Annotated in this window: 22 protein-coding genes; 17 read left to right on the top strand and 5 right to left on the bottom strand. The window is 40.4% G+C overall.

Translation table 11 applies throughout. From position 1 onward, the window contains the following. Positions 1-4: 4 nt before the first annotated feature. Complete coding sequence (locus DW036_RS00625) at positions 5-916, bottom strand: glycosyltransferase family 2 protein (protein ID WP_369905557.1); 912 nt, start codon at positions 914-916, stop codon at positions 5-7. 201 nt (positions 917-1,117) lie between these two features. Here DW036_RS00625 and DW036_RS00630 point away from each other — a divergent pair, with 201 nt between their 5' ends. Genes DW036_RS00630 through DW036_RS00660 form a run of 7 tightly spaced genes read left to right on the top strand, consistent with a single transcriptional unit; the run spans position 1,118 to position 8,338 of the window. Next, a complete protein-coding gene (locus DW036_RS00630) occupies positions 1,118-2,128 on the top strand; it encodes a glycosyltransferase (RefSeq protein ID WP_118460489.1) in 1,011 nt (336 codons plus the stop codon). Then, entirely contained in the window at positions 2,121-3,212 is a 1,092-nt protein-coding gene (locus tag DW036_RS00635) for a glycoside hydrolase family 99-like domain-containing protein (protein ID WP_118460491.1), read from the top strand. Before DW036_RS00630 ends, DW036_RS00635 begins: the two co-directional genes overlap by 8 nt. Positions 3,213-3,236: 24 nt before the next feature. After that, a complete protein-coding gene (locus DW036_RS00640; RefSeq protein WP_118460493.1) occupies positions 3,237-4,169 on the top strand; it encodes a glycosyltransferase family 2 protein in 933 nt (310 codons plus the stop codon). Positions 4,170-4,171: 2 nt separating this feature from the next. Next, the gene (locus tag DW036_RS00645; RefSeq protein WP_118460495.1) at positions 4,172-5,464 is read left to right on the top strand and encodes a glycosyltransferase family 4 protein; all 1,293 of its coding nucleotides are present in this window, start codon (positions 4,172-4,174) and stop codon (positions 5,462-5,464) included. Positions 5,465-5,466: 2 nt separating this feature from the next. Then, positions 5,467-6,342, top strand: coding sequence for a glycosyltransferase (locus tag DW036_RS00650; protein ID WP_118460497.1), 876 nt, complete (start codon positions 5,467-5,469; stop codon positions 6,340-6,342). Positions 6,343-6,353: 11 nt separating this feature from the next. Next, complete coding sequence (locus DW036_RS00655) at positions 6,354-7,493, top strand: glycosyltransferase family 4 protein (protein ID WP_118460499.1); 1,140 nt, start codon at positions 6,354-6,356, stop codon at positions 7,491-7,493. A gap of 29 nt (positions 7,494-7,522) precedes the next feature. Further along, positions 7,523-8,338: a glycosyltransferase family 2 protein gene (locus DW036_RS00660; RefSeq protein WP_118460501.1), complete on the top strand. Its 816-nt coding sequence runs from the start codon at positions 7,523-7,525 to the stop codon at positions 8,336-8,338. Here the strand turns inward: DW036_RS00660 and DW036_RS00665 are convergent. The 3 genes from DW036_RS00665 to DW036_RS00675 form a co-directional block, all read right to left on the bottom strand. Continuing rightward, positions 8,309-9,442, bottom strand: a complete 1,134-nt coding sequence (locus DW036_RS00665; protein ID WP_118460503.1) for a glycosyltransferase family 1 protein — start codon at positions 9,440-9,442, stop codon at positions 8,309-8,311. The two genes, DW036_RS00660 and DW036_RS00665, sit on opposite strands and share 30 nt — an antisense overlap. Positions 9,443-9,471: 29 nt before the next feature. After that, complete coding sequence (locus tag DW036_RS00670) at positions 9,472-10,443, bottom strand: hypothetical protein (RefSeq protein WP_118460505.1); 972 nt, start codon at positions 10,441-10,443, stop codon at positions 9,472-9,474. 112 nt (positions 10,444-10,555) lie between these two features. After that, positions 10,556-12,319 (bottom strand): LTA synthase family protein, encoded by a 1,764-nt coding sequence (locus DW036_RS00675; protein WP_118461134.1) that lies wholly within the window; start codon positions 12,317-12,319, stop codon positions 10,556-10,558. Positions 12,320-12,515: 196 nt separating this feature from the next. On the opposite strand from DW036_RS00675, the gene DW036_RS00680 reads away from it, so the two are divergent. Next, positions 12,516-14,357: an ABC transporter ATP-binding protein gene (locus DW036_RS00680; RefSeq protein WP_118460507.1), complete on the top strand. Its 1,842-nt coding sequence runs from the start codon at positions 12,516-12,518 to the stop codon at positions 14,355-14,357. A gap of 166 nt (positions 14,358-14,523) precedes the next feature. On the opposite strand, the gene DW036_RS00685 is transcribed toward DW036_RS00680, so the two are convergent. Continuing rightward, positions 14,524-15,159 (bottom strand): viroplasmin family protein, encoded by a 636-nt coding sequence (locus tag DW036_RS00685; RefSeq protein ID WP_118460509.1) that lies wholly within the window; start codon positions 15,157-15,159, stop codon positions 14,524-14,526. Between the two features lie 109 nt (positions 15,160-15,268). Here DW036_RS00685 and DW036_RS00690 point away from each other — a divergent pair, with 109 nt between their 5' ends. The 9 genes from DW036_RS00690 (at position 15,269) to DW036_RS00730 (ending at position 26,356) form a co-directional block, all read left to right on the top strand. Further along, positions 15,269-15,877, top strand: coding sequence for a nitroreductase family protein (locus DW036_RS00690; protein ID WP_118460511.1), 609 nt, complete (start codon positions 15,269-15,271; stop codon positions 15,875-15,877). 54 nt (positions 15,878-15,931) lie between these two features. After that, positions 15,932-16,459, top strand: a complete 528-nt coding sequence (locus tag DW036_RS00695; protein WP_118460513.1) for a shikimate kinase — start codon at positions 15,932-15,934, stop codon at positions 16,457-16,459. Positions 16,460-16,566: 107 nt separating this feature from the next. Continuing rightward, entirely contained in the window at positions 16,567-18,459 is a 1,893-nt protein-coding gene (speA, locus tag DW036_RS00700; protein ID WP_118460515.1) for a biosynthetic arginine decarboxylase, read from the top strand. 4 nt (positions 18,460-18,463) lie between these two features. Further along, a complete protein-coding gene (argB, locus tag DW036_RS00705; protein WP_118460516.1) occupies positions 18,464-19,237 on the top strand; it encodes an acetylglutamate kinase in 774 nt (257 codons plus the stop codon). 61 nt (positions 19,238-19,298) lie between these two features. Next, positions 19,299-19,808, top strand: coding sequence for an RNA polymerase sigma factor (locus tag DW036_RS00710; RefSeq protein ID WP_118460518.1), 510 nt, complete (start codon positions 19,299-19,301; stop codon positions 19,806-19,808). Continuing rightward, positions 19,798-20,280, top strand: coding sequence for a hypothetical protein (locus DW036_RS00715; RefSeq protein ID WP_118460520.1), 483 nt, complete (start codon positions 19,798-19,800; stop codon positions 20,278-20,280). Before DW036_RS00710 ends, DW036_RS00715 begins: the two co-directional genes overlap by 11 nt. A 403-nt stretch (positions 20,281-20,683) precedes the next feature. Next, positions 20,684-21,079: a hypothetical protein gene (locus DW036_RS00720; protein WP_022392291.1), complete on the top strand. Its 396-nt coding sequence runs from the start codon at positions 20,684-20,686 to the stop codon at positions 21,077-21,079. Positions 21,080-21,297: 218 nt separating this feature from the next. After that, entirely contained in the window at positions 21,298-22,953 is a 1,656-nt protein-coding gene (locus tag DW036_RS00725; RefSeq protein ID WP_118460522.1) for a DUF6377 domain-containing protein, read from the top strand. 424 nt (positions 22,954-23,377) lie between these two features. Continuing rightward, complete coding sequence (locus tag DW036_RS00730; protein ID WP_118460524.1) at positions 23,378-26,356, top strand: SusC/RagA family TonB-linked outer membrane protein; 2,979 nt, start codon at positions 23,378-23,380, stop codon at positions 26,354-26,356. Positions 26,357-26,384 lie beyond the last annotated feature (28 nt).

Genomic DNA, 26,384 nt, shown 5'->3' on the forward strand with positions numbered 1-26,384 from the left:
ACAATTACTTGTTGAAATGTAGTTTAAAGAAATCGGAAATGGTGTTGTCGGTTTGGATCAATCCATCACGTTTCAATAGTTCATAGGAATTAGCTCCTATGATTCTATTATATTCCATTTCCAGTTCTCCTTTTTTGTAGAGTTCGTAAAAGTGGCGCCAATGCATTCCTATATGTTTATGAGGATTCTGCTCCAATTGCTTTCCACCATTAATCATTTTTTCCAGAAAGCGTTTTTTATCCCGGACAGAATAATGGTATATACATATGTTGCTTTTCTTTTCATTTTGTGGAAACATTAATACTTTGTGGTTCCCAGTGGAGATTTGTATATATGAGGTGGTACGATGAAGCACCTTTCCTCTTTGTGGAAGATAAAGAGAATAGCGAGATAAATTGTATGCTTTGTATTTTAATGGGTTTATTATTGGGCGGATAGTTTGATTCCATTTCCAGAATGGTTTACCTGCTTCCGGATATATGCACTTCATAGAACATTTCAAAACATTGGCTTTGGTCGTTTTAAGTTCTGTTTTAAGGTCTCCGGTAGGGGAATACCATAGTTCATCAGCGTCGGCATTGATGACCCAGTCTGCATGATACTTTTTTTTAGCAAGTTTAATCATACGGTCTACCCATACTTTCTGGTTGTAGTTGGTAGCTTTTTCAAAGATAACTTCTTTTATCCAGCCTTTTTCTTGGTATTTACGGATAATCTCAATCGTGCCGTCTGTGGAGTTGTTGTCTGTTATGAGAAAGCTGTCTATTCCCATTGCTTTATGGAAACGGAGACTCTCTTCCAATATGTCTTCTTCATTTTTGACTAATAATGTCATAATGAGTATCGGATTGGATGTCTTCTTAAAAGCCTGCGGGGCTTCTTTGAGTACATGGGCTATTTTGTTAAGAAGAGGCATTAGCATTTACTATTAAATCATTGTTTAGGTTACGAATTTACAAAGATATATTATTTTTTTATATGCGACCTAATTTAAGCCGATAAATGAATGCTGGATAAGCAGGTTTGCTTTATATTTCAAAGACTACTTTGTGTTTGTACCTTTTTAGTCTATCTTTGCAGAGAAATGAAAGAATCCTTTTTTTGAAAATAATAATGTATGGAAAGTTCTCCTTTGATAAGCATTATTACTCCGGTATATAATGTTGAACAATATTTGCGGCAGTGTATTGAGTCAATTATTATGCAGGACTTTCAGGACTGGGAGTTGATATTGGTTGATGATGGGTCTACTGATAAATCCGGAGCAATTTGTGATGAATATGCGTTGAAAGAAGGTCGTATTCGTGTATTGCACAAGGAGAATTCCGGGCAGGCTGATAGCAGGAACGTGGCATTGCAGCTGGCAAAAGCGGATTTGATAGGGTTTGTGGACAGTGATGACTGGATAGAGTCCGATATGTATAGTGTATTGTATCATACGCTGATTGAAAATCAAGCCGATATTGCAATTTGCGGATATTTTCAGGATTATAAAGATGTTTCGGAAGTTTCATGTGCTATTGGAGAGATTGTAGTATATAATCGGGATGAAGCGTTGAAACTTATATTGGAGGATAAAGTCATTAAGAGCTTTCTTTGGGATAAGTTATTTCATCGGAAAGTGATAACAGACTTGCTACCTAAATCTTATTATTACGAAGATTATGCTACTCTGTTTAAATGGTTTATTAATGCCAATAAAATAGCTTTTTGTCAAAGGCCGGAATATCATTACCGTCAACGTAAAGGCAGTACGGATCATGATGCAGATCCTCGGAAAAAATATCATTTCTTTGTTGCGGAACAAGAAAGATATAATTATCTGCAAAGGCATCATCTTCTATTGGAAAGGTCGAAAGAATTTGCTGCTAAAGTGGTGATGACCGGAATTCAAGAGACTAAAGGTATTGCCAGACGTGCAAAAGACCGGGAAAAGGACTTGTATTATATAAAAAAAATCAGACAGGAATTGCAACAATACTTGCCTGTAGATTATAGAGAATTAGGCTTAAAAAGATATATCAGATTGTGGAAATTGCAACATTTTCTTCCATGGTACATATTTTCGTTGCGTTTGAGCCAATTATTTGTGTTTAAGAAAAGAAATAAGAAAATGTGTTATGAATAAAAATAAGAGTTCAGCCAGAGTAATTGCTTTTTATCTGCCTCAATTTCATCCTGTACCAGAGAATGATAAGTGGTGGGGAAAAGGATTTACGGAATGGACCAATGTAGGAAAAGCACGTTCTTTGTTTCCCGGACATTATCAGCCTAAAGTTCCGGCAGATTTAGGGTATTATGATTTACGGGTCCCTGAAACTCGTAAGGCACAAGCCGATATGGCACGGGAGTATGGAGTAGAAGGTTTTTGCTATTGGCATTATTGGTTTGGCAATGGGAAGCGTTTATTAGAACGTCCATTCAATGAAGTATTGGCTTCAGGTGAACCGGATTTCCCTTTTTGCTTAGCATGGGCTAATGAATCATGGAGAGGCTTTTTTCATGGCATAAAGGCTAAAGAAACGTTGATAGACCAACTCTATCCGGGCAAGGAAGATTATATTGCCCATTTTAATGCGGTGCTTCCTGCATTTAAAGATCGTCGTTATATAACAGTAGATGGTAAACCTCTATTTATGATTTATCATCCTTTTGATAATCAGGGAGAAGTGAATATCTTTATGAAACTGTGGCGCGAATTGGCAATACAGAATGGATTGAAAGGAATCTTTTTTGTAGGCCAGACCTATCATTTGGATGATGAAAGAGCGGGGCTGGAGGCTATGGGCTTTGATGCTATAAATGTAGTGCGTATGTTTGAGTATGAACGAAAACAGAGAAGTCTTTACAGGAAAGCCCGACGTTGGCATAATTGGTTTGGGCTTCCATGGATTGTAAATTATGAAAAGGCCAGCCGTTTTTTTGTAGCAGACGAAGATAGTGATAAAAATATTATTCCTACCATTATTCCTAACTGGGATCATTCACCGCGTTCGGGAAAACAGGGCTTGGTTCTGCATCATTCGGAGCCGGAATATTTTGAACGGCATATGAAAGACGTAATGATGCATCTTGAAGGGAAACCTTTGGAACACCGTCTTGTTTTTGTAAAGTCATGGAATGAATGGGCAGAGGGAAATTATCTGGAGCCGGATCTGCGATATGGAAAGAAATTTTTGGAAGTGATTCGAAAGTATGTTGAGGAGGGGTAAACAGAACCGATAATATTTTTTCATATGAAAAAAAAAGTAGCAGTCATCATACCAGCCTATAAAAGTCGTTTCTTGTCGCAGACTTTGGATTCTATGGTAGTACAAACGAATCAGGATTTTACTGTATATATAGGAGATGATGCCAGTCCTCATGATTTGAAAAATATAATATCTCTTTATCAGGGTAAACTGGATATCGTTTATCATCGTTTTGAGACAAACTTGGGTAAGAAGGATTTGCCCAGACATTGGGAACGATGCATTGAGATGTCTAAAGAACCTGTCATTTGGTTTTTTTCAGATGATGATTTAATGCCATGTGATGGGATTGAACGAATATTGAAGGCCTTGCAGGAATGTGGTGAGAAGAATATAATGTTCCGTTTTCCTCTTGTTGTTGTAGATGGTGAGAATAATGAGATGTATGTGAATCCATCATTTACAGGTGAAAAGATTTCTGGATACAACTTTCTACTGGATAAATTGGAAGGTAGAATTCGTTCTGCAGCTTGTGAATATGTGTTCAGCCGTGATGTTTATCAGAAGGGAGCTGGCTTTGTCAAGTTTCCTTTGGCTTGGTGCTCGGATGATGCAACGTGGACGAAGTTTGCAGATTGTGCAAAAGGAATTATTGCCTTGCCAGGAAAACCCGTTTGCTGGAGAAATGTAGAAGGTGAAAATATTAGTAATTCTAATTGTTACGATAGTCGAAAAATTGAAGCTACCAGATTGTTCTTAAAATGGATAATTAATTATTATCCAGCTAAACTTAATGAAAAAAAACTGCACCACGCTTTAAAGACTTATGTGCATACGATATTACATTATTCTGTAAACAATAACTTTGGATTATGCGAACTTTGGAGGATATGTCGTATTTTGTGGACGATTCGCCCATCTATAGCGTTGAGCGTAGCATTTTGTATGTGTAAAGTAAAATTGAATATAAAGAGATAAAGATGAAAAAAATACTTTTTATTATTCCTTGTATCCCTTACCCACTGACTTCGGGTGGGAATCAGGCCTTTTTCCATATGGTAGATTATCTTCGTCACAAGATGTCTGTTTCAATATTACTCTATCCTAAAGGGAAAGAGAAGGAAGATGTGGAGAAATTGAAAAAAATATGGGATAACGTGGACTTTTTTATCTTCACAGAACAAATGGCAGAGCCTGAAACCCGACATCCTTCTTATTATAAATGGTTAAAGAAGATTGCTCTATCTGCTACTCGTAAGATGCGGCGCCAGTTGCTCATTCATGACAAAGATGTAGTACGTAAGGATATGACTTTTACTTCTTCTATTTTTGAGCCACTTCCTTCAAAATATGCAGAATATGTATCAACTGTTTCCCGATCTGGTTTTGATATTATTCAGGTTGAGTTTTATCCTCTGATATCATTGGGCTATCTTTTACCGAGGGATGTGCAAACTATTTTTGTACATCATGAATTGAGATATGTTCGCAATGAGAATGAAATGACTTTTCTTGATAAAGTGACGGATGAAGAACGTATGTTGTATCGTATTGGAAAGGACTTTGAACATTCTGCATTGCAAACCTATAAGCATGTGATTGCCTTGACTGAGGTGGATCGCCAAATGTTGATTGATTTTGTTGGTGGCGGAGAAAAAATATATGTATCTCCTGCTGTTGTAAAAGTAGCTGATGCTTGTGATAAACAGGTTGTTCCCACTGCTTCCAGATTGACTTTTGTTGGAAATGAGGGACATTACCCGAATCTGGATGCAGTCGTCTGGTTCTGTCAGGAGATAGCCCCTTGTTTGCGTAGTCAGGGTTTCCATTTCACTTTTCAAGTGATAGGACCATGGAGAAGTTCATATATAAAAGAGTTACAAGCTTCTTGTCCCGAAATGGAGTTGGTAGGTTATGTGGAAGATTTGCATAGTTTTTTAAATGGAAGCATTGTGCTTGTCCCGATTCGTATCGGCAGTGGAATGAGGATGAAGATACTGGATGCTGTTTCTTCAAAAGCTCCTTTTGTTACTACTACTAAAGGTGTTGAAGGTATTGATTTTCGGCATGAAGAAGAGTGTTTGAAAGCAGACAGTGCATCTGATTTTGCATCTGCTGTTATCAGATTGGCCAATGATGAAAAGTTGCAGATTAAATTGGCAAATCAAGCAATAGGTCGATTGCAAGGATTATATAATCCACAAGAAATGTTGGAACGGCGATTGAATATTTACAGTAAGGTTTTGAATGTAGAGTTGAATTTAATAGATTAGTTATGCTATCAATCGTAATTTGTTCTGTATCACCTGAACGTTTGCTACAAGTAAGCCAGAATATACATGATACTATAGGGGTGGAATATGAGATTATTGCTATAGATAATACAGAGAAAAAATGGCCTATAGCACGGGCTTATAATGAAGGTGCGCGTCAGGCTCGTTATCCTTTTCTCTTCTTTGTCCATGAGGATGTGAAATTCCATTCGCAAGATTGGGGAAGTATTATTGAAGATAAATTGAATGAACCGGATTGTGGGGTTATTGGTTTTGCCGGTAGCAAAGTCAAACTCAATTGTTATTCTGGTTGGATGCAAAATAAAGATTGGGCTTGCTCTTTTTTCTATCAGGGAGGGAGAGCAAGAACTGAGCTTCAGGTTGCATGTGTCACTTTGGAACATCCTTTTGAGGAAGTTGTAATTTTAGATGGTTTTGGAATGTTTGTATGTAAGGACGTATGGAGTTTGTATCCTTTCGATGAAAGACTATTGACGGGATTTCATTGTTATGATCTGGATTTTTCAATACAGATAGCTGCAAGCAGGCAATATAAGAACTATGTTTGTTGCTCACCGAAGGTACTGGTGGAGCATTTTTCATTAGGAAAATATAACCGAAGTTGGTGTCAGGATACTATTCGCCTGCACAAGTTGAAATGGAATAAAATTCTTCCTTTGAAAGTGGATGGATTGGAACTCAGCAAGAAAAAAGAGCGAAAGTTTGAAGAACGTTATTTTGATTACTTTGTACGTGATTTGATAAAAGCTGATTATCCAGAAAAGAAAATAGCATTGAAGGATTTTCTTGCTTATCCTTTCTCTTGGAGGCATTTGAGGCATTGCGTTTCGAATGTATATAGGTATTTAAAATCGTAATTTGTTACATTATGAGATTGGTGTTTCTTTCACATTCCAGTGATTGTACAGGAGGGGCTCAAAGATGTTTGTTAGATTTGTTGAAGGGGATCAAGCAGAATCATCCGGAGTGGCAAATTTATGTGGTGTTTCCTGGTCAGGGTGATTTGGTTGATGCTTGTTCTGCTTATATCAGTGGTTATAAGATACTTCGAATGAGGTGGTGGCTGGTTGGTGGGAATGGTCATATTGGTATAGGTGATAAACTCGTATATGCTCGTAAGTTATTTAAGTATTCTATAAAATTAGCTCGTTATCTGAAGCAGATAAAGCCGGATTATGGAATAACAAATACAATTGTGCTCCCTCATCTGGCATGTGCTTGTAGGTTTTTGAAGATTAGACATTGTTGGTTTATTCATGAAATACCTGATGCTACTTGGCAAGATAATGGCTTTATATTCAAGTCTCAGTCTGTTTTTAAGTTGGTCGATAAATTGTCTGCTAAAGTTTTGGTTACTTCTGAATATGCAAAATGCTATTATCAGAATATAATGACAGGTGGTAAGGTTCATGTTATTACGCAGGCTGTTGAGTTGCAAACTGTTTTGGGAGTGAACAAAGACCGAAGTTTACATGATCGCTACACGCTGTTGTTGGTAGGGGCTTTTGATTCGAATAAGGGGCAAATGGAATTGCTACAGGCAGTAAAGAGTATTGTGGATAAAGAAAAAGATATTTTTTGCTATCTGGTTGGACCTGATTATGGTTTTATATCCATATGTGAAGATTATATTAAGAAGAATGGATTAAGCTCTAGTGTGAAAATAGTTCCTTTTGTCAAACAAATATATCCATATTACTATTTGGCAGATGTACTGCTGGTTTGTTCAGCCTTTGAAACTTTCGGCAGGGTTGCTGTTGAGGCTCAAAAATGTGGATTACCAGTAATTCTTTCTGATGTAGGAGCCAATTTGGAACGTATAGAAAATGGTATAAACGGTTTGCTTTATCAAAAAGGTAATATCATGGACTTAGTAGAAAAGATAGAGCTGCTTAGGGATACGACTGTTAGAAATACATTTTCTAAGAATATAAATTTAGTTATGTTAGAAGAAAAGTATAGTAGTGATCACTTTGCTTCGAACTTTGCTAAGTTGTTGAATCTTTAATTACTAAAAGTAATTTTAAATATTTTGAAATGAAACTGTCTATAATAACGATCAATTATAATAATGCTATCGGACTGAAAAAAACGATTGAAAGTCTTATTGAACAGAGCTATCAAGAATATGAGTATATTGTGATAGATGGAGGTAGTGATGACGGTAGTAAAGAGGTTATTTGGGAGAGCCTGAGGTATGTTTCTAGCTGGTGCTCAGAGAAGGATACAGGCGTTTATAATGCTATGAATAAAGGAATTATGAGGGCTACAGGGGAGTACCTGTTATTCTTGAATTCGGGTGACTATTTGTATGATTCTACTGTATTAGAAGATGTTACTTCAACTCTGTCTGGTGAAGATATTATATATGGAGATTTGCTTTATGTCGAGAATGGTGTGGAAAGAGAGGTTTGTGTATATCCTACAACCTTGAATTTAGATTACTTTTTTGAGCACTCATTGGGGCATCCCGCTACTTTTATTAAAAGAAGTTTGTTTCAAGATTCTCTTTATTCTGAAGATTTAAAGATTGTTTCAGACTGGGAATTCTTTTTGAAGAAAATAGTATTAGAAGAAGTCTCTTATAGGCATATTAGTAGAACGATAACAGCCTTTGGTATGGGGGGAATTAGCTCTCAGATAGATGCATGTAATGAAGAGCGGGAGATGGTTTTGCGTAAGTTCTTTCCAAGTATGTTGCGTGATGCTTTGAAAGCGGCTGCACATATGAAGAAACAACCTTTGTATGAACTTTTCTGGGAGCTGAGTAATACGCGTCGTTTTCAACACAGAATAAAACCTGTCATTGCCTTTCTTGTCGGGCTAAATAAGTGTTTTTCCCGCAGAAGATAGTTTAATATATTCTTCTAATGTTTTGAGATAGACATTCTCTGTTTCTCGGGCTGCTTTTTCCCATGAATAGAGCTTTAGTCTTTCCTGTCCGGCTTTTATTAATTTTGTACGTTTGCTCTTGTCACTAATGACATTAATAATAGTATCTGCAATGGAGTTGATAGAATAAGGATTAAAGAAAGCACCTGCATCACCTGCTATTTCAGGAAAACATGTTGTGTTACTTAGAGCTACGGGACAATTGCAGGCATATGCTTCTAAAATAGGAATTCCAAATCCCTCATAATAGGAAGGATATACAAAGAGTAATGCACGGCTATATAGTTCGTTTAAGTCTTTATCTTTGGTAGCAATTTGTATTATATTAGAGGCTATATTGTAATTTGATATTTGTTGTAGTTCACTATCAGAAAAAGGTTTTCCCGTACAGACCAAATGTATTTTTTTATTTGTTTGGTGAACTATACTGAATGCTTCTAATAGAGCCTGGAAATTTTTATAGAAAGTTCTGTCTCCTACAAACAAGATATATTGCTCCGGTAAAGGTAAGTTATGCTCTTGGGATGGGCGGAGACTTGTTCCATGGTAAATAACATCTATTTTCTCAGGAGCTATATTTAGTATATCAATAATATCCTTTTTGGTATATTCGCTGATTGCGATAATCCGATTGGCTTTAGTAATGATTTCTCTCTTTTGACGTATGATTTCTTCTGATCCTTCAATAAGATTGGAAAACCTCTCATAAATCATGTCATGAACAGTGACTACTAAAGGAGAATTACCAGTGTATTTAAGGAAAGATGGATCGTAATAGGTCGGATGGTAAAGATATGGAATAGGAGATTGCAGCATCTTCTTTGTCAGTCTCTGATTCTTACAATATAATTTTTGAGTATACTGTTTAGATAAGAAATATGGGATATATAAACGGTGCTTTGCAATCTTTGTTTGTGATAAGTAGTGGTTCTCTGTATATCGTACAGCAATATCATATTTGAATTGCAACTTGGATATGATTTCACAAAAATATCGCGAGATCCCTCCAAATTTCTGCTGATCGAATATTTGTGAATCATATATAATGTATGGTTGTATCTTCATTTGCTATTATCTATTTGATTTATAGTATGCTACCAATAACATCCTGCTTCGATTTGTCGGGCCTTCTCGGGAGTTTCGCTTTCAGAAGGTTTAACCCAATATTCGTTCATCAGTTGTGAGTAATTATAAGTTGCATTATAAGTACTATCTTCCCATCTGGCACCTTTTATTCCGAATATCAACTGTAGGCTACCTCCCATGTGTATAGCTTTCTTTCCGGTGCGTTTGATATGTGCGGCTAATGGAAGTCCGTATGCTCCACAACCTAAGAGGCAGATGTCATAGTCTCTTTTATCTATTTCGTTTTTCATAAATTCGAGGGCATCAAACCATGTCTTGAATCTACTGTCGGTGTGATTTCCAATTGTTTGAACAGCCTTAATAGTCTGTAAATCAAAAGTAGGTAAGATTCTCAAATCTTTGTGGATGAGCTCTTTTTGCAGATACTGTTTTTGTATTGTTTCTGCAAAAGGGTGTACTACTAAGACTTTTTTATTCTCTAAAGCAATAGTCCACGGTATATCACTCCAAAAAGGGTTGTAAGGCTCAAAATCTATTTTATATGCATTCTGTAATTCGTTGGAAAAATATTGTTCTTCATATCTCCAGGAAGCAAGAATATCAATTAAAGACATGTCTTCAATCATCATTTCTGAAAAACGTTTTAATTGATCAGGGGTTGCAGAAAAAAAACCGGCATTGTTCCTCATTGTATATATTGTTTCTTTTTCCCACCACCAAGGAAATGCTTCTCCTTTTATATATTTTACGATTTTTCTTTTCTGATGAAAAATACCTAAATAGTTGGTTACACATCCTATTTCTACAGAACCCAATCTTGAAAGCATACAAGGCTCTGGTGATAATATTTTTTTTCTGATTTGGCTTGATATGATATTGGGGTTTGTTTCTTTGTATGGGGTGCAATGTTGTGGTGTTCCATGCTTTCGGATGTAACGTCGACGTAACTTTTTTAGTAGTTTTATAAATATTTTCTGCATAGAACTAAGAGACATTATATTATAACTTATGCAATGATAAGGATTTTATGAAAAATAACGCTTTCTTCCTGTGTTAAAAAGATAAAAGAACTTTTTAAAGAAATGAGTAATTTTATTCTTTTTTGAAGTAGTTGAACCGTATCATCTCATCCGATATATCATATGCCTCCTTTGCTAAATCCACCTCCTCAGATGTATAACCTTCTCCTTCCACATTCATCTGTGAACCTATGGCGAACCCTTTCTTGTTGGGATTGAGAATGCTCTCTCCAAGTCCGGTCCAATAATAATCGTCAAGTTGGAGCAGGTTCAGTAGGGTGGGATACATGTCTATTTGCCCCATAACTTCATTATAGTGCATGCCTACAGGAGAGTTTACAACAATGAAAGGAGTGAACGGTTTGTTGGATACAATATCTTTGCCACCGGGGCTTTCGCATAACTCTGTCCGATAATATGCCAGACCTTCGTGGTCGCCTGTTATTACGATTAGTGTTTCTTTATATTGTGGAAGGGTTTTCAGGTATTCTATGAATTTGCCAATTGCTTTATCCGTATAGCGAGCAGTCGTCATATAGTCACCCATTTTTTCTGGAATGTCGGAAGAGAATGAAACTTCTTTCAGGTATTCCGGTAATATGAATGGAGCATGGCCGGAATAAGTAACAAGTTGCATACATGCGTTTTCTCCTTTTCCCCAAATCTCTCCTTTTTCTATTTTCTCTTGGCATTGTGCAAAGAATGAACCGTCTCCAGTGCGTTTGTGTGTGCCGAAAGCTTCAGTCAATTTGAAGTCATGATAAGCGATAATGGTGTCTACGCCGAAGCTCTGGGCTATGGGACCTTGATTCCAGGTAGACAATTTATCAATGGTTAACAGATAATTGCGTGAATGATTCTTTTCGCGCATGGCTTTCTGTAATGACGGATAAATATGATTGGGATATTGACTGCTGTAAGTACCGCTATTGATGGGTAATAATCCGGTGCAAAGCATGAGCTGTGCATCAATAGAACGCCCGCCTTTTACCTGAGTCAGTACGTGTGGAGCATAGAGGGTGGTAGAGTCTTTCAATAGTTTATTCATATAGGGGGTAATCTCCTGTCCCTCCACTTCTTTTTCTAACACCCAGCTTTCCAATGATTCTGCCAAGATAATGATGCAATTGGTGCGACGATTGGTATTATTACTGATTAATGCGGCTTCATGTTTCGGCTTTGCACTTAACCATTCTTGTATTTTGGCTTCCAGTTCAGGAGTTAGTTGTTGTTGTGGACCTATCAGATCATAACATAGACTACCGAAAATCGTATAAATAGAAGGACCGCTTGAACATAAATAGGCTTTATCACGATACTTCCCATAAGCCTTTGAGAATCCGCCTTTCATAAGGGTTACTGTTTCAAAAATGCAGATAATTACTGCAAGTGTTCCTAAATAAGGAAGAACTCGAACCGGGCGTTTCGGGTGTGATGTTTTGGTGCGTAGGTGAATTATAGCTGCTATAAGGGTGGATAGTGGGAAAAGCAAATCATACCACCGGAGAGAGTCAATCACGCTACCGGTGAAATCGGCTAAGTTTCCTGATAGTCCATAGCTGTTCAATGGTATAGCTGTATAATAAGTCCTGAAATACATAAGATTAGCTATCAACAGAAAGTCCAGTAAAAGCATGATGAAAGTTTCCGTTTTCCACATTCGGAAGAAGGCATAGGGGATAAGTAATATAAACGTGGCTATCAGTTTTGTTGTATAACATTCAACTGTAGAAAGAGAAGCAAACGTTGTGGGAATACACCACAGAATGTCGAATAATATGAATTTAAGAAAAATAGTAACTCCAAATGTCAGTATGGACTTATCAATCTTTGTCATAATAAAGCGTATATTGATATCTGGGCGCAAAGGTACAATATATTTTCTCGAAAATCATTCTGTAATTCACATAAATGACTCATAATGTCTGTTTATTGAGGGGTGCATAGATAAATCTCGTTAATATTAAATTTATCTTCTTCTTCTTAAAGATATTTCTTGTATCTTTGTGCCCCTAATTCATTAATACCAAGCAATGAGGGAATTTCTGCAACTGATGCGACGTTTTGTGTCGCCTTATAAGAAGTATATAGGATGGGCGGTTTTGCTCAATGTTTTATCGGCTGTTTTCAACGTCTTTTCGTTTACTCTATTGATTCCAATTCTGAATATTCTGTTTAAGACAGGTGATGGCTCACAGGTTTACCACTATATGGAGTGGGGAAGTGACAGCTTGAAAGATGTGGCGATCAATAACTTCTATTACTTTGTCACCCGATTGATTGAAACGCACGGACCAACGATGACGCTTCTGTTTATGGGGCTTTTCCTAGCCTTTATGACTATGTTGAAAACTTCTTGCTACTTCGGTTCTTCCGCCATCATGATTCCTTTGCGTACAGGAGTTGTTCGCGATATCCGTATCATGGTTTATTCCAAAGTAATGCATTTGCCGCTTGGTTTTTTCTCGCAGGAGCGGAAAGGAGATATTATTGCACGCATGAGTGGTGACGTAGGTGAGATTGAAAACTCTATTACCAGTTCGCTGGATCTGTTGCTGAAGAATCCTATTCTGATTCTACTTTATTTCTCGACACTTATTATCACCAGTTGGCAGCTGACTTTGTTTACTGTAGTGGTGCTTCCCGGAATGGGGTGGCTGATGGGTAAAGTCGGCAAAAAACTGAAACGTCAGTCTTTGGAAGCTCAGAGTAAATGGAGTGATACGATGTCGCAGTTGGAAGAGACTCTGGGCGGTTTACGAATCATTAAAGCCTTCATTGCTGAAGATAAAATGGTGGACCGTTTTACTAAGTGCAGTAATGAGTTGCGTGATGCGACTAATAAGGTAGCTATCCGTCAGGCTTTGGCCCACCCGATGAGTGAGTTCTTGGGAACACTTCTTATTGTATTGGTACTGTGGTTTGGTGGTATATTAATTTTGGGTAATGATCACTCTTCGCTGGAAGCTCCTACATTCATCTTCTACATGGTTATCCTTTATAGTATCATCAATCCGTTGAAAGAATTTGCGAAAGCAGGATATAACATCCCGAAAGGTTTGGCTTCTATGGAGCGTGTGGACAAGATTCTGAAAGCAGAGAATCCTATTAAAGAACCTGTAAACCCGAAACCTTTGCATGGAATGAATCATGAGATTGAGTTTAAAGATGTTTCTTTCAGCTATGATGGAAAGAGGGAGGTTCTGAAACATATTAATTTGGTTGTGCCTAAGGGACAGACTATTGCATTGGTAGGTCAGTCTGGTTCAGGCAAGTCTACCTTAGTTGATTTATTGCCACGTTATCACGATATACACTTCGGTGAAATCAGTATTGATGGCGTTAACATTAAGGATTTCCGAATCCATGATTTGCGTGGTTTGATAGGGAATGTAAATCAGGAGGCTATCCTGTTTAATGATACATTCTTCAACAATATAGCTTTCGGCGTAGAGAATGCTACCATGGAGCAGGTTATTGAGGCAGCAAAGATTGCAAATGCTCACGACTTCATTATGGAGACAGAACACGGATACGATACAAGCATCGGTGACCGTGGCGGTAAACTTTCCGGAGGACAACGCCAACGTGTCAGCATAGCCCGTGCCATCCTGAAGAATCCGCCTATCCTTATTCTTGATGAAGCTACTTCTGCTCTTGATACGGAATCTGAACGTCTGGTACAGGAGGCTTTGGAACGTCTGATGAAAACGCGTACCACAATTGCTATTGCCCACCGTCTTTCTACGATTAAGAATGCAGATGAAATTTGTGTGCTTTATGAAGGAGAAATCGTGGAAAGAGGTAAGCATGAGGAGTTGCTGGAGAAAGACGGATATTATAAACGGTTGAATGATATGCAGTCTCTGTCTTAAATAGGAAACTCTGAACTTAAGAGGCTAATAATTTTTTTTCGATTTTGTCAGCACAGAGGATAAATAAATCCAGAATGCTTGGGATATGCTCGTTCCCACTACCGGAAACGGGTATCAGTGCTTGTTTTGTAGACTTTAATAAACAGAGGAAAAGAGAATGGAAGGCTTATTTTCTTCCGAAATCAGCAGGTATTTCTCCCCACTGTTTAGTTTCCCACTTCATGATTTTGGTAGTATACGTATTTTCGCGTAACCACTTCTCAGCGCGTTCTATTAGTTTGAAAAGTTCTTCTGTCTTGGGTTCACGGGGTAGCTTTGTTTTACATTTCTTCTGCTTTATCCAGTTGATGGCATTCACGCTGTCGCTGTAGATGGGCATATCGAAGCCTTTCTGTTTCAACAGGGCAAGTCCGTGGACGATAGCAAGAAACTCACCGATGTTGTTTGTGCCATATACCGGGCCGAAATGGAATATTTCTTGTCGGCTGGCTACGTGTACACCGCGATATTCCATAGCTCCGGGATTACCGCTACAGGCAGCGTCTACGGCAAGGCTATTCTCTACGACAGATGAGGGAAGAGGAGTATTCGCATCTTTCTTTTGGGCGGGAGCGGCCGGAGAGGATCGTTTGATATACTCATACGGAGAAGATTCAAAGGCTTTTTCCGCTTCTTCGCGCGTCTCGAACGACTTGTATTTCGCTCCTTCGTAGCCTTTGGTTTGCAACTGACAGTCCGTCCAGGAAGTATAAATACCCGGATTGACGCCTGACCATACAACGTAAAACTTCTCTTTACTCATAATTGGGTGCAAAGGTACAAATATATTCTACAACTTCGAACAACTTCACTCTTTCACTTGTTTCATTATATAAGACAAAAATGATAATTACGAAAAGAAAGGATTAAATATGGTCAGAGAACGGACATTTGCCGAAGCATTGGAGCATCGGCGCAGTTATTATTCTATCAGTAACGACTCTCCGGTTCAGGACGAGGAAATTGTACACATCATCCGTACAGCAGTAAAGCATGTGCCTTCGGCATTCAACTCGCAGACTACACGTATTGTGTTGTTGCTGGGGGACGAACATCAGAAATTATGGAGAATCGTGAAGGATCAGTTGGAAGAGCGCCTGTCCGAGGAACAATATCGCCAGTCGGAGAAGAAGATCGATACCTCGTTCTCTTGCGGATATGGCACGATACTCTTTTTTGAAGACCGTTCCATTGTAGAAGGGCTGCAAAAACAATTCCCTACTTATCATGAGAATTTCCCGAAGTGGTCGCAACATACTTCTGCCATGCATCAGCTGGCCATCTGGACCATGCTCGAAGATAAAGGCCTGGGTGCTTCACTGCAACACTATAATCCGTTGATTGACGAAGATGTACGCAGCACGTGGCACCTTCCCGAAACTTGGCAGTTGATTGCACAGATGCCTTTCGGTACTCCTGTTGCCGAACCGGGCGTGAAAGAATTTGATGATTTGAGCGAACGCATTAAAATTTTTATCTGATAGTAAATCTCTCAGAATAGAATTGCTTACCTTTGTACGCAAAGGTAAGCGCTTATGATACGTATTTTCTTAACCGGCTACATGGGAGCCGGTAAAACAACTTTAGGAAAGGCTTTTGCCCGCGAACTGAATATACCGTTCATCGATCTGGACTGGTATATCGAAGAACGTCTTCACAAATCCATACGTGAATTGTTCACCGAGCGGGGAGAGGCCTCTTTTCGTGAACTGGAGCGAACCATGCTGCATGAAGTGGCTGAGTTTGAAAACGTCATTATCTCGACCGGAGGCGGTACTCCTTGCTTCTTCGATAACATGGAGTATATGAACGAGCATGGGCAGACCGTTTTTCTGGATGTTCATCCTGACGTTTTGTTCCGCCGCTTGCGAGTGGCTACGCAGCAACGTCCCATCTTGCAAGGAAAAACAGACGAAGAACTGCGGACTTTCATTATAGAAGCCTTGGAAAAACGTGCGCTGCACTATGGTAAGGCAAGGTATCGTTTCGATGCCGGACAATTGGAAAGCCGCCGGCAAATAGCGGATTCTGTGCAGCAGTTACGTAACTTGCTGAGCATTTAACCGCTTGTAAATGTGCAATTTTAGGTGGAAAACGCAATAAATATCGAGAATTATCGTATTTTTGTCGCCCTATTAAAATCAAACAACAAACATCTGAGTTACAAAAAATGAGAAAATGGCGTATTGAAGATTCAGAAGAGCTTTACAACATTACAGGTTGGGGCACTTCGTACTTTGGTATCAATGACAAAGGTCATGTAGTGGTAACACCTCGTAAAAATGGTGTCGGCGTCGATTTGAAAGAATTGGTGGATGAATTGCAATTGCGAGACGTGGCGGCTCCTATGCTGATACGTTTTCCCGATATTCTGGACAATCGGATTGAGAAGACTTCTTCGTGTTTTAGACAGGCCGCTGAGGAATACGGCTATAAAGCGCAGAACTTTATCATCTATCCTATCAAGGTTAATCAGATGCGCCCTGTGGTAGAGGAGATTATCAGCCATGGAAAGAAATTCAATCTCGGGTTGGAAGCCGGGTCGAAGCCTGAACTTCATGCTGTGATTGCGATTAACTCAGATTCTGACTCGTTGATTATCTGCAACGGTTACAAAGATGAGAGCTATATAGAGTTGGCTTTGCTTGCCCAGAAGATGGGTAAACGCATTTTTCTTGTAGTAGAAAAAATGAACGAGCTAAAGCTGATAGCCAAGATGGCGAAGCAGTTGAATGTTATGCCTAATATTGGTATTCGTATCAAGCTGGCTTCTTCAGGAAGTGGCAAATGGGAAGATTCAGGAGGAGATGCAAGCAAGTTCGGACTTAGTTCCAGTGAATTGCTTGAAGCACTTGACTTTTTGGAATCAAAAGGGCTGAAAGATTGTCTGAAATTGATACATTTCCATATTGGTAGCCAGGTGACAAAGATCCGTCGCATTAAGACAGCCTTGCGCGAAGCATCTCAATTTTATGTGCAACTTCACTCTATGGGATTCAAGGTAGAATTCGTTGATATCGGTGGAGGTTTGGGCGTAGATTACGATGGAACACGCTCGTCCAGCAGCGAAAGTAGCGTCAATTATTCCATTCAGGAATATGTGAATGACTCTATTTCCACTTTAGTAGATGCCAGTGATAAAAATGATATTCCCCATCCCAATATTATTACGGAAAGCGGACGTGCACTAACTGCCCATCATTCCGTACTTATTTTTGAAGTCTTGGAAACCACCACTTTGCCCGAATGGGACGATGATGAAGAAGTAACTGAGGAAGACCATGAATTGGTGCAGGAACTTTATGGTATCTGGGACACGTTGAATCAGAATAAGATGTTGGAAGCCTGGCACGATGCACAGCAAATCCGTGAAGAAGCGCTCGACTTGTTCAGTCATGGAATCGTGGATTTGAAAACACGTGCACAGATTGAGCGCCTTTACTGGTCCGTTATGCGTGAGGTGAACCAGATTGCAGGCGGGTTGAAGCATGCTCCCGATGAACTTCGCGGACTGCCGAAACTGTTGGCGGATAAATATTTCTGTAACTTCTCGCTCTTCCAGTCTCTGCCGGACTCTTGGGCTATCGACCAGATATTCCCGATTATGCCTATCCAGCGTCTGGACGAACGTCCCGACCGTGCGGCAACCTTACAGGACATCACTTGTGACTCGGATGGAAAGATAGCTAACTTTATCTCGACTAAGAATGTGGCACACTATCTGCCCACTCATTCTTTAAAGAGTAAGGAACCTTATTATATGGGTGTGTTCCTGGTAGGTGCTTATCAGGAAATTCTGGGTGATATGCACAATCTTTTCGGTGATACGAATGCTGTGCATGTATCTGTTAATGAGAAAGGATATACCATCGAACAAGTGATTGATGGTGAAACTGTGGCGGAAGTGCTTGACTATGTTCAATATAGCCCTAAGAAGCTGGTGCGTACACTGGAGACTTGGGTGACTCAATCAGTAAAAGAAGGACGTATTTCATTGGAAGAAGGTAAAGAGTTCCTTTCCAATTATCGTTCCGGTCTGTACGGATATACCTATTTGGAATAAGAATATGAGAGAAAAACTAACAGTAATAAAGGTGGGTGGCAAAATCGTGGAGGAAGAAGCTACCCTCCATAAGTTGTTGGATGACTTTGCAGCTATCGAGGGCTACAAAGTCTTGGTACACGGAGGTGGCCGTTCGGCCACAAAATTGGCTGCCCAACTGGGCATTGAAAGCCAGATGGTAAACGGGCGTCGTATCACGGATGCCGAAACACTGAAAGTAGTGACGATGGTGTATGGCGGACTGGTAAACAAGAATATTGTAGCCGGACTTCAGGCGCGTGGTGCCAATGCATTGGGATTGACTGGTGCGGATATGGATGTAATCCGTTCCGTAAAACGCCCGGTGAAAGACGTTGACTATGGCTTTGTGGGTGATGTAAAGCAAGTGAATGCAGAGTTTTTGGGTGATTTGATCTATAAAGGAGTAGTTCCCGTAATGGCTCCGCTGACGCACGATGGTGCGGGCAATCTGCTGAATACAAATGCCGATACTATTGCAGGAGAGACTGCAAAAGCCCTTGCTGCTTTGTTCGATGTGACATTGGTATTCTGCTTTGAGAAGAAGGGTGTGCTTCGTGACGAGAACGATGACGATAGCGTGATACCTCAGATCACTCCTGCCGAATTCGAACAATACGTAGCGGACGGTGTTATTCAAGGAGGTATGATACCCAAGCTGGAGAATTCTTTTGAAGCTTTGAATGCGGGAGTAACTGAAGTGGTAATTACCTTAGCGTCAGCAATTAACGAGAATAGCGGAACCCGCATTAAAAAATAATTCAAAAAAAGTAGTGAGCAACTGTAACTTTCCATATACTTAACCGTCATTATTAATAGAGATGCAAGAAATCAGTTTTCGGAATGACATTCTCCCTCTGAAAGACAAACTCTTTCGGTTGGCTCTCCGGATTACTTTCGACAGAGCAGAGGCAGAAGACATTGTGCAGGAAACACTGATAAGAGTCTGGAACAAACGTGATGAGTGGACGCAATTCGGTTCTATTGAGGCTTATTGCCTGACAGTGGCAAAGAACCTGGCCATAGACCGTAGCGAAAGAAAAGACGCTCAGACCGTGGGACTGACACCTGAAATGGAACAGGCCTCCGGAGCATCCAACCCTTACGATCACTTGGTGGATAAAGAGCAAATGACACTTATCCATCGTCTGGTCAATGAACTTCCCGATAAACAAAGGCTGATCATGCAGCTTCGGGATATAGAGGGTAAGAGTTATAAAGAAATCGCGGTCGTCCTGCATTTGACGGAGGAACAGGTAAAAGTGAACCTCTTCAGGGCGAGGCAAAAAGTGAAACAACGGTATTTAGATATAGATGGTTATGGACTGTAAATATATAGAACAACTTTTAGAACGCTACTGGCAGTGTGAGACTTCCCTTGAGGAAGAAGCACAGTTGCGTGCTTTCTTTAACGGAAGCGACGTTCCGGAGCATTTGCTTCGCTACAAAGACTTGTTCGTATATCAGCAACTGCAACAGGAAGTGGGGTTGGGAGCAGATTTCGACGCCCGTGTGCTTGCAGAAGTGGAGACTCCGGTGGTGAAGGCAAAACGCCTGACGCTTACCGCGCGTTTCGTTCCATTGTTCAAGGCCGCCGCAGTAGTGGCAGTGGTACTTTCATTAGGGAATGTGATGCAACATTCATTCTATAGTGATATAAAAGAAGTGGCCGCAGCCGATACAATAGGCAAACAAATTACCGCACCTTCGGTAGCTCTCTCGGGAGACGTGACGATTACCCATGAACAACAGATTCTGGATAGTCTGCAACGAGTAGACAAGAAGGTGGAACTGAAAAAGTAACGTTTTCATTTGCTTTTAAAAATAACATTTTCATTTGCTTTAAACATAAATATAGTTAGTGTGCTTTATTAAAACAACAAATTGAGGCTGTGAAGTTTCAATTCTCTCAATTCTTATAAAAACTAACTAAGATAGATGGGGCGCCGCGAGATGCAGCGTCCCTTTTATTTTGTATCTATATTGATGCTATCTTGCCTGCTTCATATTAAGTTTTCTGTCTAAGAAAACGGATAATTAGTAATGTATAAATCCCTAAAAAATAGATATAGACATTCTTGACTTATTGTCTTTGATAATCAGTGTATTATGTACTGTCTATATAGACTTTTTATTCATTGATATAGAGCGATAGGTTGATTCTTTATGCCTAACTTCGCTTCCAGAACCAATAAATAAAATGATCATGAAGCGTACATTAAAAAGATTTTCAGCTATAGCGTGTTTCACGCTTATTGCTTTTACTTCCTGCTATCTTCCAGGAAGTGACCAGTATAAAATTAAGTCAGCAACAGCCGATTATGTAAGTGCCCGACTGAATAAAGGTGAGAAATATCAATGGGGACACCTTGAGCGAAAGAATGGTTGCCATTATGATGGTAAAGATTGCAAGTATGCTGAGGTTTACTATGTGGTTACTACAGAATCAGGCGAGGAATTGGAGAAGAAACTTTATCTCTTGATGTCGGAGCATTGCGATTCGGTATATGAGATTGCAGAAGAAGCTGACAAAGAGTGGAATTCCAAGAAATATCCTTCGGCAGAAGAAGTCAAGGAGCTTATTAAGCAAGCCCTGAAGTAACTGTTACTTTACTTTGGAAAAGTACGTTCCTATAGTATAAACTAAGAAGTTAATAGGTCTTTCTTTCCGGCTCGAGAGAGTCGGATGAAAGGCCTTCGTCCCTACAAGTTAATAAGCTTCATGGTTAACTGTAGGGGCGATTTATTAAAAACGAACTGGTAAGATGGTTATTATAGCAGGATTTTATATCTTTGTCCTGTTAGTAAACGTTTGTAAGCATGAAAGACCGGTACCTGCTTTTTGTAATCTCTTTGCTGTTCTGTTGCCTTCTGCAAGCGCAGGAGAAAATAGATTCTTTACTGGTAGTGCTGGACAGGACAATTGAGAATACCGCTCAATATGAGCAGGCCAGGCTGAAACGCATTGATCAGATTAAAGAATATTTCCGGACTCGTAAGAGTACTTCTCCTTCCGAGGAATACCATATCAATCAACAACTTTTTGATGAATATGAAGCGTATATTTGCGATTCTGCAAGATACTACATCAATCGCAATATTGAGATTGCCCTTCAGAATAATAATCAAGACTGGCTGAATGAAGCCAAACTGAAGAAAGCAAGCATCTTGGGAAAAACGGGTCTGTATGCGGAAGGCGTGGCATTATTGAAGTCTATAGACAGCAAACTACTCTCCAGAGAACAACTCATTGAATATTACATCACTTTTGAGGATATTTATCTCTATCATGCAGAGTATGCGATGGACGATGAATATCAGATTGAATATCTGAATAACCTGTATACCTACCGTGACTCTGTATTGCAGATGGTAGAAGAGGGATCTTATCAGTATGTCATAGCTTATACTCCCGAACTTCTTCAACAAGGAAGAGGCGAGGAAGCCATTGAAATGTTAGAAGTTTATCATCGGAAGCTTTCACCGGATACACGGGATTATGCAGTGGTGACCTCTATTCTTGCCTTTATCTATCAGAGTACAGGACAGAGGGAAAAGCAAAAAGAGTACTTGATAAAGAGTGCAATTGCCGATATTCGTGGTGTGGTGAAAGAGAATAATTCCTTGCGTGCATTGGCGGAATTGTTATATGAAGAGGGGCAATTGCAACGGGCGGATGTTTATATGAAACGCAGTATGGAAGATGCCAATTTCTACAATGCCCGTCTCCGGAATGTGCAGGCTTCAAGGATGCTTCCCGTCATAGACCATGCCTATCAAGTGGAAAAACAGAAACATCAGCAAGTGTTGCAGATATTTCTGGTCGTTACCAGTTTACTGACGCTGTTTCTGGCATGTGCGGTCTGGTATGTAATTCGTCAGGTGAAGAAACTGGCCCGTGCGCGGCAGGATTTGCTGACTGTGAATGAAGAGCTGAAACTTCTGAATGAAAGATTAACCGAAGTAAATCAGAGACAGCACGAAACGAATGATTCGCTGACGGAGGCTAATCATATTAAAGAGGAGTACGTCGGTCGGTTTATGGGATTGTGTTCCACATACATTGACAAGTTGGAGGGATACCGCCGGATGCTTAACAAACAAGCTGCTTCGGGAAAGGTGGAAGAACTCTACAAAACGTTGAAATCGTCCCGTTTCATCGATGAAGAGCTGAAAGAATTCTATCAGAACTTCGATAATTCGTTCCTTAGTATTTTCCCTGATTTTGTGAAACGCTTTAATGAGTTGTTGCCGGAAGAAGAAAGAATTATTCCTAAACAGGATGAACGGCTGACAACGGAACTTCGTATATTCGCCCTGATTCGTTTGGGCATTACGGACAGTGCTAAGATTGCAGGGTTCCTGCGTTATTCCATTACTACTATTTATACTTATCGTTCCAAATTGAAGAATCGTTCTCTTTGCCGTGATAATTTTGAAGAAGAGGTGATGAAGATTGGGTCTTTTGCTGGTTAGTGAGCTATATGGTATAGAAAAGAACAAAAGTGATTAGTGTTTAGTGATAAATGATTAGCGCCATTCGGTATATTATTTTTTAGACGCGGATGACACGGATAACGCGGATTTAAAAGGCTGCGCTATAAAAAAGATCCGCGTCATCCGTGTCATCCGCGTCTAAAATATTATTTATCATTTAGTTCATAACCCGTCAGAAATGAACCCAAAATCCCGTTTTTTCTATTCTGCTTTCTTTGTTTTCATTTAGTTTTTTAACGCCCTTTGTTTGCTCTATCTCGCTGATATATAATATTTTGACCCTTTTACTAATCTAGATTTTCTTTAGTCCTCTTTTCTTTCCCCCTTCTTTTTACAGACATTTGCACTGTCGCCTCAACCTGTGGAGGTGAACAGAATGATTGCTAATCTAAAAACTAATAGTATGAATGTAAAAAGAACAAAGTTATGTTTGTGCCGGTCTCTCCTTCTCATGACCGGATTACTTTTTGCAGTGGCATCCTTTGCCCAGGATTTAACCGTGAAAGGAAAAGTAACGGATACCACGGGCGAAACTGTAATTGGTGCTAACGTAACCGTGAAAGGTACAACTAATGGTATCATTACCGATATTGACGGTAATTACACTTTGTCCGGCGTGAAGCCTTCTTCCGTCCTTGTTTTCTCCTTTATTGGCTACAAAACACAAGAGATCCCCTGTAGTGGACGTAAAGAAATCAATGTGGTATTGTCAGAAGATGCTCAGGCATTGGATGAAGTTGTAGTAGTGGGCTACGGCTCATTGAGCAAGAAAGAACTTTCCAGTTCCATTGTGCAGGTAGACAGATCGAAGTTCCTGCAAGGTTCCATGAACAATCCGATGGAGATGCTGACCGGTAAAGTTGCCGGTTTGACCGTAAACAATACGGCGTCAGCCAATCCGAATGCAAGCTCTTCCCTTCAGATTCGCGGTGCAACATCTATTTCGGCATCCAATGACCCGTTAGTGGTAATTGACGGTGTGGCAGGTGGCGATATCCGCAACCTGGCAGCACAGGACATTGAGTCGATGACCGTACTGAAAGATGCCGCTTCCGCTGCCATCTACGGAACACGCGGTGCCAATGGTGTGATTCTGATTACCACACGTAAGGGAGCCGGAGAAGCCGGACGTGCCCAGGTGACTTACGACAGCTGGTTCGGTGTGAACCTGGCAAAGAGCGGTCCGGATATCTTGAACGCAGACGAATTCCGTCGTTCCCGTCGTGCAACGGATTATGGGTATTCTACTGATTGGTATGACCTCTTGCTGCGTGATTTCTCTTATGATAACAACCAATATCTTTCTATCGACGGCAGTACTAAGAACGGATACTATGGCGCTTCTTTCAATTATAAGAAAGCAACCGGCCTCGATCTGAACAGCAGCCGTGAAGAATTCGGTGGACGCTTCGTCCTGAACCAGCGTATGATGGATGGAATCGTAGAACTGAACGGTTCACTCAACGCCCGTCGCGTGAATGAAGTGTGGGGTAACGACGGTATGTTCGATACTGCCCTGAGCATGAACCCTACCATGCCTTTGTATAACGAGGACGGAACTTACTTCCAGCCTACTTCTCCTACCGGAGCACGCAACCCGGTGCAGGAACTGAAAGAAATCGACAATAACGGCCAGCGTGTTTACCTGCTGGGTACTGCTGAGGTAAAAGTCAACCTGATCCGTTCGGAAAAGCAAATGCTGAATACTTCATTGAGCTACTCTTTGCACTATAACGATCTGAAACAGCACTATTATACCCCTTCCACTGCCGGTGAATCTTACTGGAACGGCTATAACGGACGTGCAGAAGTGACTTACCAGAAGTGGTACACTTCCCGCCTGGAGTGGTTAGGTAACTACTCGTTGGATCTGGGTGACCACAACTTCAAGGCAATGGTAGGTTACAACTATGAGCAAACCACCTGGGAGCGCCTGCAAGCCGGAAACAGTGATTTCAATTTCGATGATATTCTCTGGAATAATCTTGGAAGCGGTTCTTACCTTGCCAAAGGAAAAGCAAGCATGGGTACCGGTAAATCTCTTGCCAAACTGATCGGTGTCTTCGGACGTATCAACTATAATTGGAAGAATCTGTTGATTGCTTCCGCCTCCATCCGTTACGAAGGTTCTACGAAATTCGGTGCGGATCATAAATGGGGTGCTTTCCCGTCCCTTTCCCTTGCCTGGGAAATGGCGAATATGGGCTTCCTGAAAGACCACCAAAACATCGTTCAGAGTTTGAAGCCCCGTGTTTCCTATGGTGTAACAGGTCGTTCGGACTTCGATTGCTACCAGTCACTGGCCACTTACGGCTCTCATAAAAATGCCCAGCTGAATGTTACGGATACCTATCTGATGGACGGTGCCTGGGTAACAGGTTATGCTCCTTCAGTGAATGCCAACTCCAAGCTGGGCTGGGAAAAGAGTGTCAGTATGAATATCGGTGTTGACTTTGCCTTGTGGAACAGATTGCGCGGTTCTGTTGAATGGTTCGACCGCCAGTCACGCGACTTGCTTTATAACTATACGGCTCCACAGCCTCCCTACATCTACTCTACGATTCTGGTAAACGTAGGAACCACCGTGAATCGTGGTATCGAAGTTTCTCTGGAAGGCGACGCTTTCAAAGGAACTCCCGTAGAATGGACAACGGGTGTCAACTACTCTTACGGCACTACGAAACTGGATAAACTCTCCAACAGCCTGTACAAAGCTTCTTATGTGGAACTGTATCAGAAACCGGGTGTAGGTACGAGCGAATACTTCTTCCGCGTGGAAGAAGGCAGCAAGATCGGCCAGTTCTATGGCTACGAGTATGCCGGTGTAGAGAATGGCGATATGATGATTTATACCGATGAAGGCGAAAAAGTTCCTGTATCCAAGGCAGATGTGAAGTACAAACGCCATATAGGTAATGGTACGCCGACCTCTTATCTTTCCTGGAGTAATACGCTCCGTTATAAGAACTTCGACCTGAGCCTGATGTTCAATGGTGCTTTCGGTTTTGAAATCTTCAATATGCGTCGTTACGGAATGGGTCTGAAAGGTTGCGGTACGGACAATGTGCTGCGCGATGCTTATGGAAAAGATGCGGATATTACAACCGGTGGCGGTGTTATCTCTTCCTTCTTCCTCGAAAAGGGTGATTATTTTAAGCTGGATAACCTGACTCTGGGATATACCATCACCCCGAAAGAAAACAAGTTCATCAAAGGTATGAGAGTTTATCTGACAGCTAAGAATCTGTTTACGCTGACCGGTTATTCCGGTAACGATCCCTCAGCCGTTGCCATCAACGGACTGACTCCGGGTGTAGATACAAACAGCGCCTATCCTTCGGCTACCCAGTTGAGCGTAGGCTTGAATATCCGTTTCAAATAAGGCTATCGTTTTAATCATTAATACAGAA

Origin of the sequence: Bacteroides sp. AF39-11AC (genome assembly GCF_003474285.1) — a bacterium.
GTDB lineage: Bacteria > Bacteroidota > Bacteroidia > Bacteroidales > Bacteroidaceae > Bacteroides.

Excerpts from the sequence above, each read along its gene's own strand:
- DW036_RS00640 (WP_118460493.1), top strand. The coding sequence starts at position 3,237 with ATGAAAAAAAAAGTAGCAGTCATCATACCAGCCTATAAAAGTCGTTTC.
- DW036_RS00655 (WP_118460499.1), top strand. The coding sequence starts at position 6,354 with ATGAGATTGGTGTTTCTTTCACATTCCAGTGATTGTACAGGAGGGGCT.
- DW036_RS00710 (WP_118460518.1), top strand. The coding sequence starts at position 19,299 with ATGCAAGAAATCAGTTTTCGGAATGACATTCTCCCTCTGAAAGACAAA.
- DW036_RS00725 (WP_118460522.1), top strand. The coding sequence starts at position 21,298 with ATGAAAGACCGGTACCTGCTTTTTGTAATCTCTTTGCTGTTCTGTTGC.
- argB (WP_118460516.1), top strand. The coding sequence starts at position 18,464 with ATGAGAGAAAAACTAACAGTAATAAAGGTGGGTGGCAAAATCGTGGAG.
- DW036_RS00650 (WP_118460497.1), top strand. The coding sequence starts at position 5,467 with ATGCTATCAATCGTAATTTGTTCTGTATCACCTGAACGTTTGCTACAA.
- DW036_RS00695 (WP_118460513.1), top strand. The coding sequence starts at position 15,932 with ATGATACGTATTTTCTTAACCGGCTACATGGGAGCCGGTAAAACAACT.
- DW036_RS00645 (WP_118460495.1), top strand. The coding sequence starts at position 4,172 with ATGAAAAAAATACTTTTTATTATTCCTTGTATCCCTTACCCACTGACT.
- DW036_RS00635 (WP_118460491.1), top strand. The coding sequence starts at position 2,121 with ATGAATAAAAATAAGAGTTCAGCCAGAGTAATTGCTTTTTATCTGCCT.
- DW036_RS00730 (WP_118460524.1), top strand. The coding sequence starts at position 23,378 with ATGAATGTAAAAAGAACAAAGTTATGTTTGTGCCGGTCTCTCCTTCTC.
- DW036_RS00630 (WP_118460489.1), top strand. The coding sequence starts at position 1,118 with ATGGAAAGTTCTCCTTTGATAAGCATTATTACTCCGGTATATAATGTT.
- DW036_RS00680 (WP_118460507.1), top strand. The coding sequence starts at position 12,516 with ATGAGGGAATTTCTGCAACTGATGCGACGTTTTGTGTCGCCTTATAAG.
- DW036_RS00670 (WP_118460505.1), bottom strand. The coding sequence starts at position 10,443 with ATGCAGAAAATATTTATAAAACTACTAAAAAAGTTACGTCGACGTTAC.
- DW036_RS00690 (WP_118460511.1), top strand. The coding sequence starts at position 15,269 with ATGGTCAGAGAACGGACATTTGCCGAAGCATTGGAGCATCGGCGCAGT.
- DW036_RS00685 (WP_118460509.1), bottom strand. The coding sequence starts at position 15,159 with ATGAGTAAAGAGAAGTTTTACGTTGTATGGTCAGGCGTCAATCCGGGT.
- speA (WP_118460515.1), top strand. The coding sequence starts at position 16,567 with ATGAGAAAATGGCGTATTGAAGATTCAGAAGAGCTTTACAACATTACA.
- DW036_RS00625 (WP_369905557.1), bottom strand. The coding sequence starts at position 916 with ATGCCTCTTCTTAACAAAATAGCCCATGTACTCAAAGAAGCCCCGCAG.
- DW036_RS00715 (WP_118460520.1), top strand. The coding sequence starts at position 19,798 with ATGGACTGTAAATATATAGAACAACTTTTAGAACGCTACTGGCAGTGT.
- DW036_RS00665 (WP_118460503.1), bottom strand. The coding sequence starts at position 9,442 with ATGAAGATACAACCATACATTATATATGATTCACAAATATTCGATCAG.
- DW036_RS00675 (WP_118461134.1), bottom strand. The coding sequence starts at position 12,319 with ATGACAAAGATTGATAAGTCCATACTGACATTTGGAGTTACTATTTTT.
- DW036_RS00720 (WP_022392291.1), top strand. The coding sequence starts at position 20,684 with ATGAAGCGTACATTAAAAAGATTTTCAGCTATAGCGTGTTTCACGCTT.
- DW036_RS00660 (WP_118460501.1), top strand. The coding sequence starts at position 7,523 with ATGAAACTGTCTATAATAACGATCAATTATAATAATGCTATCGGACTG.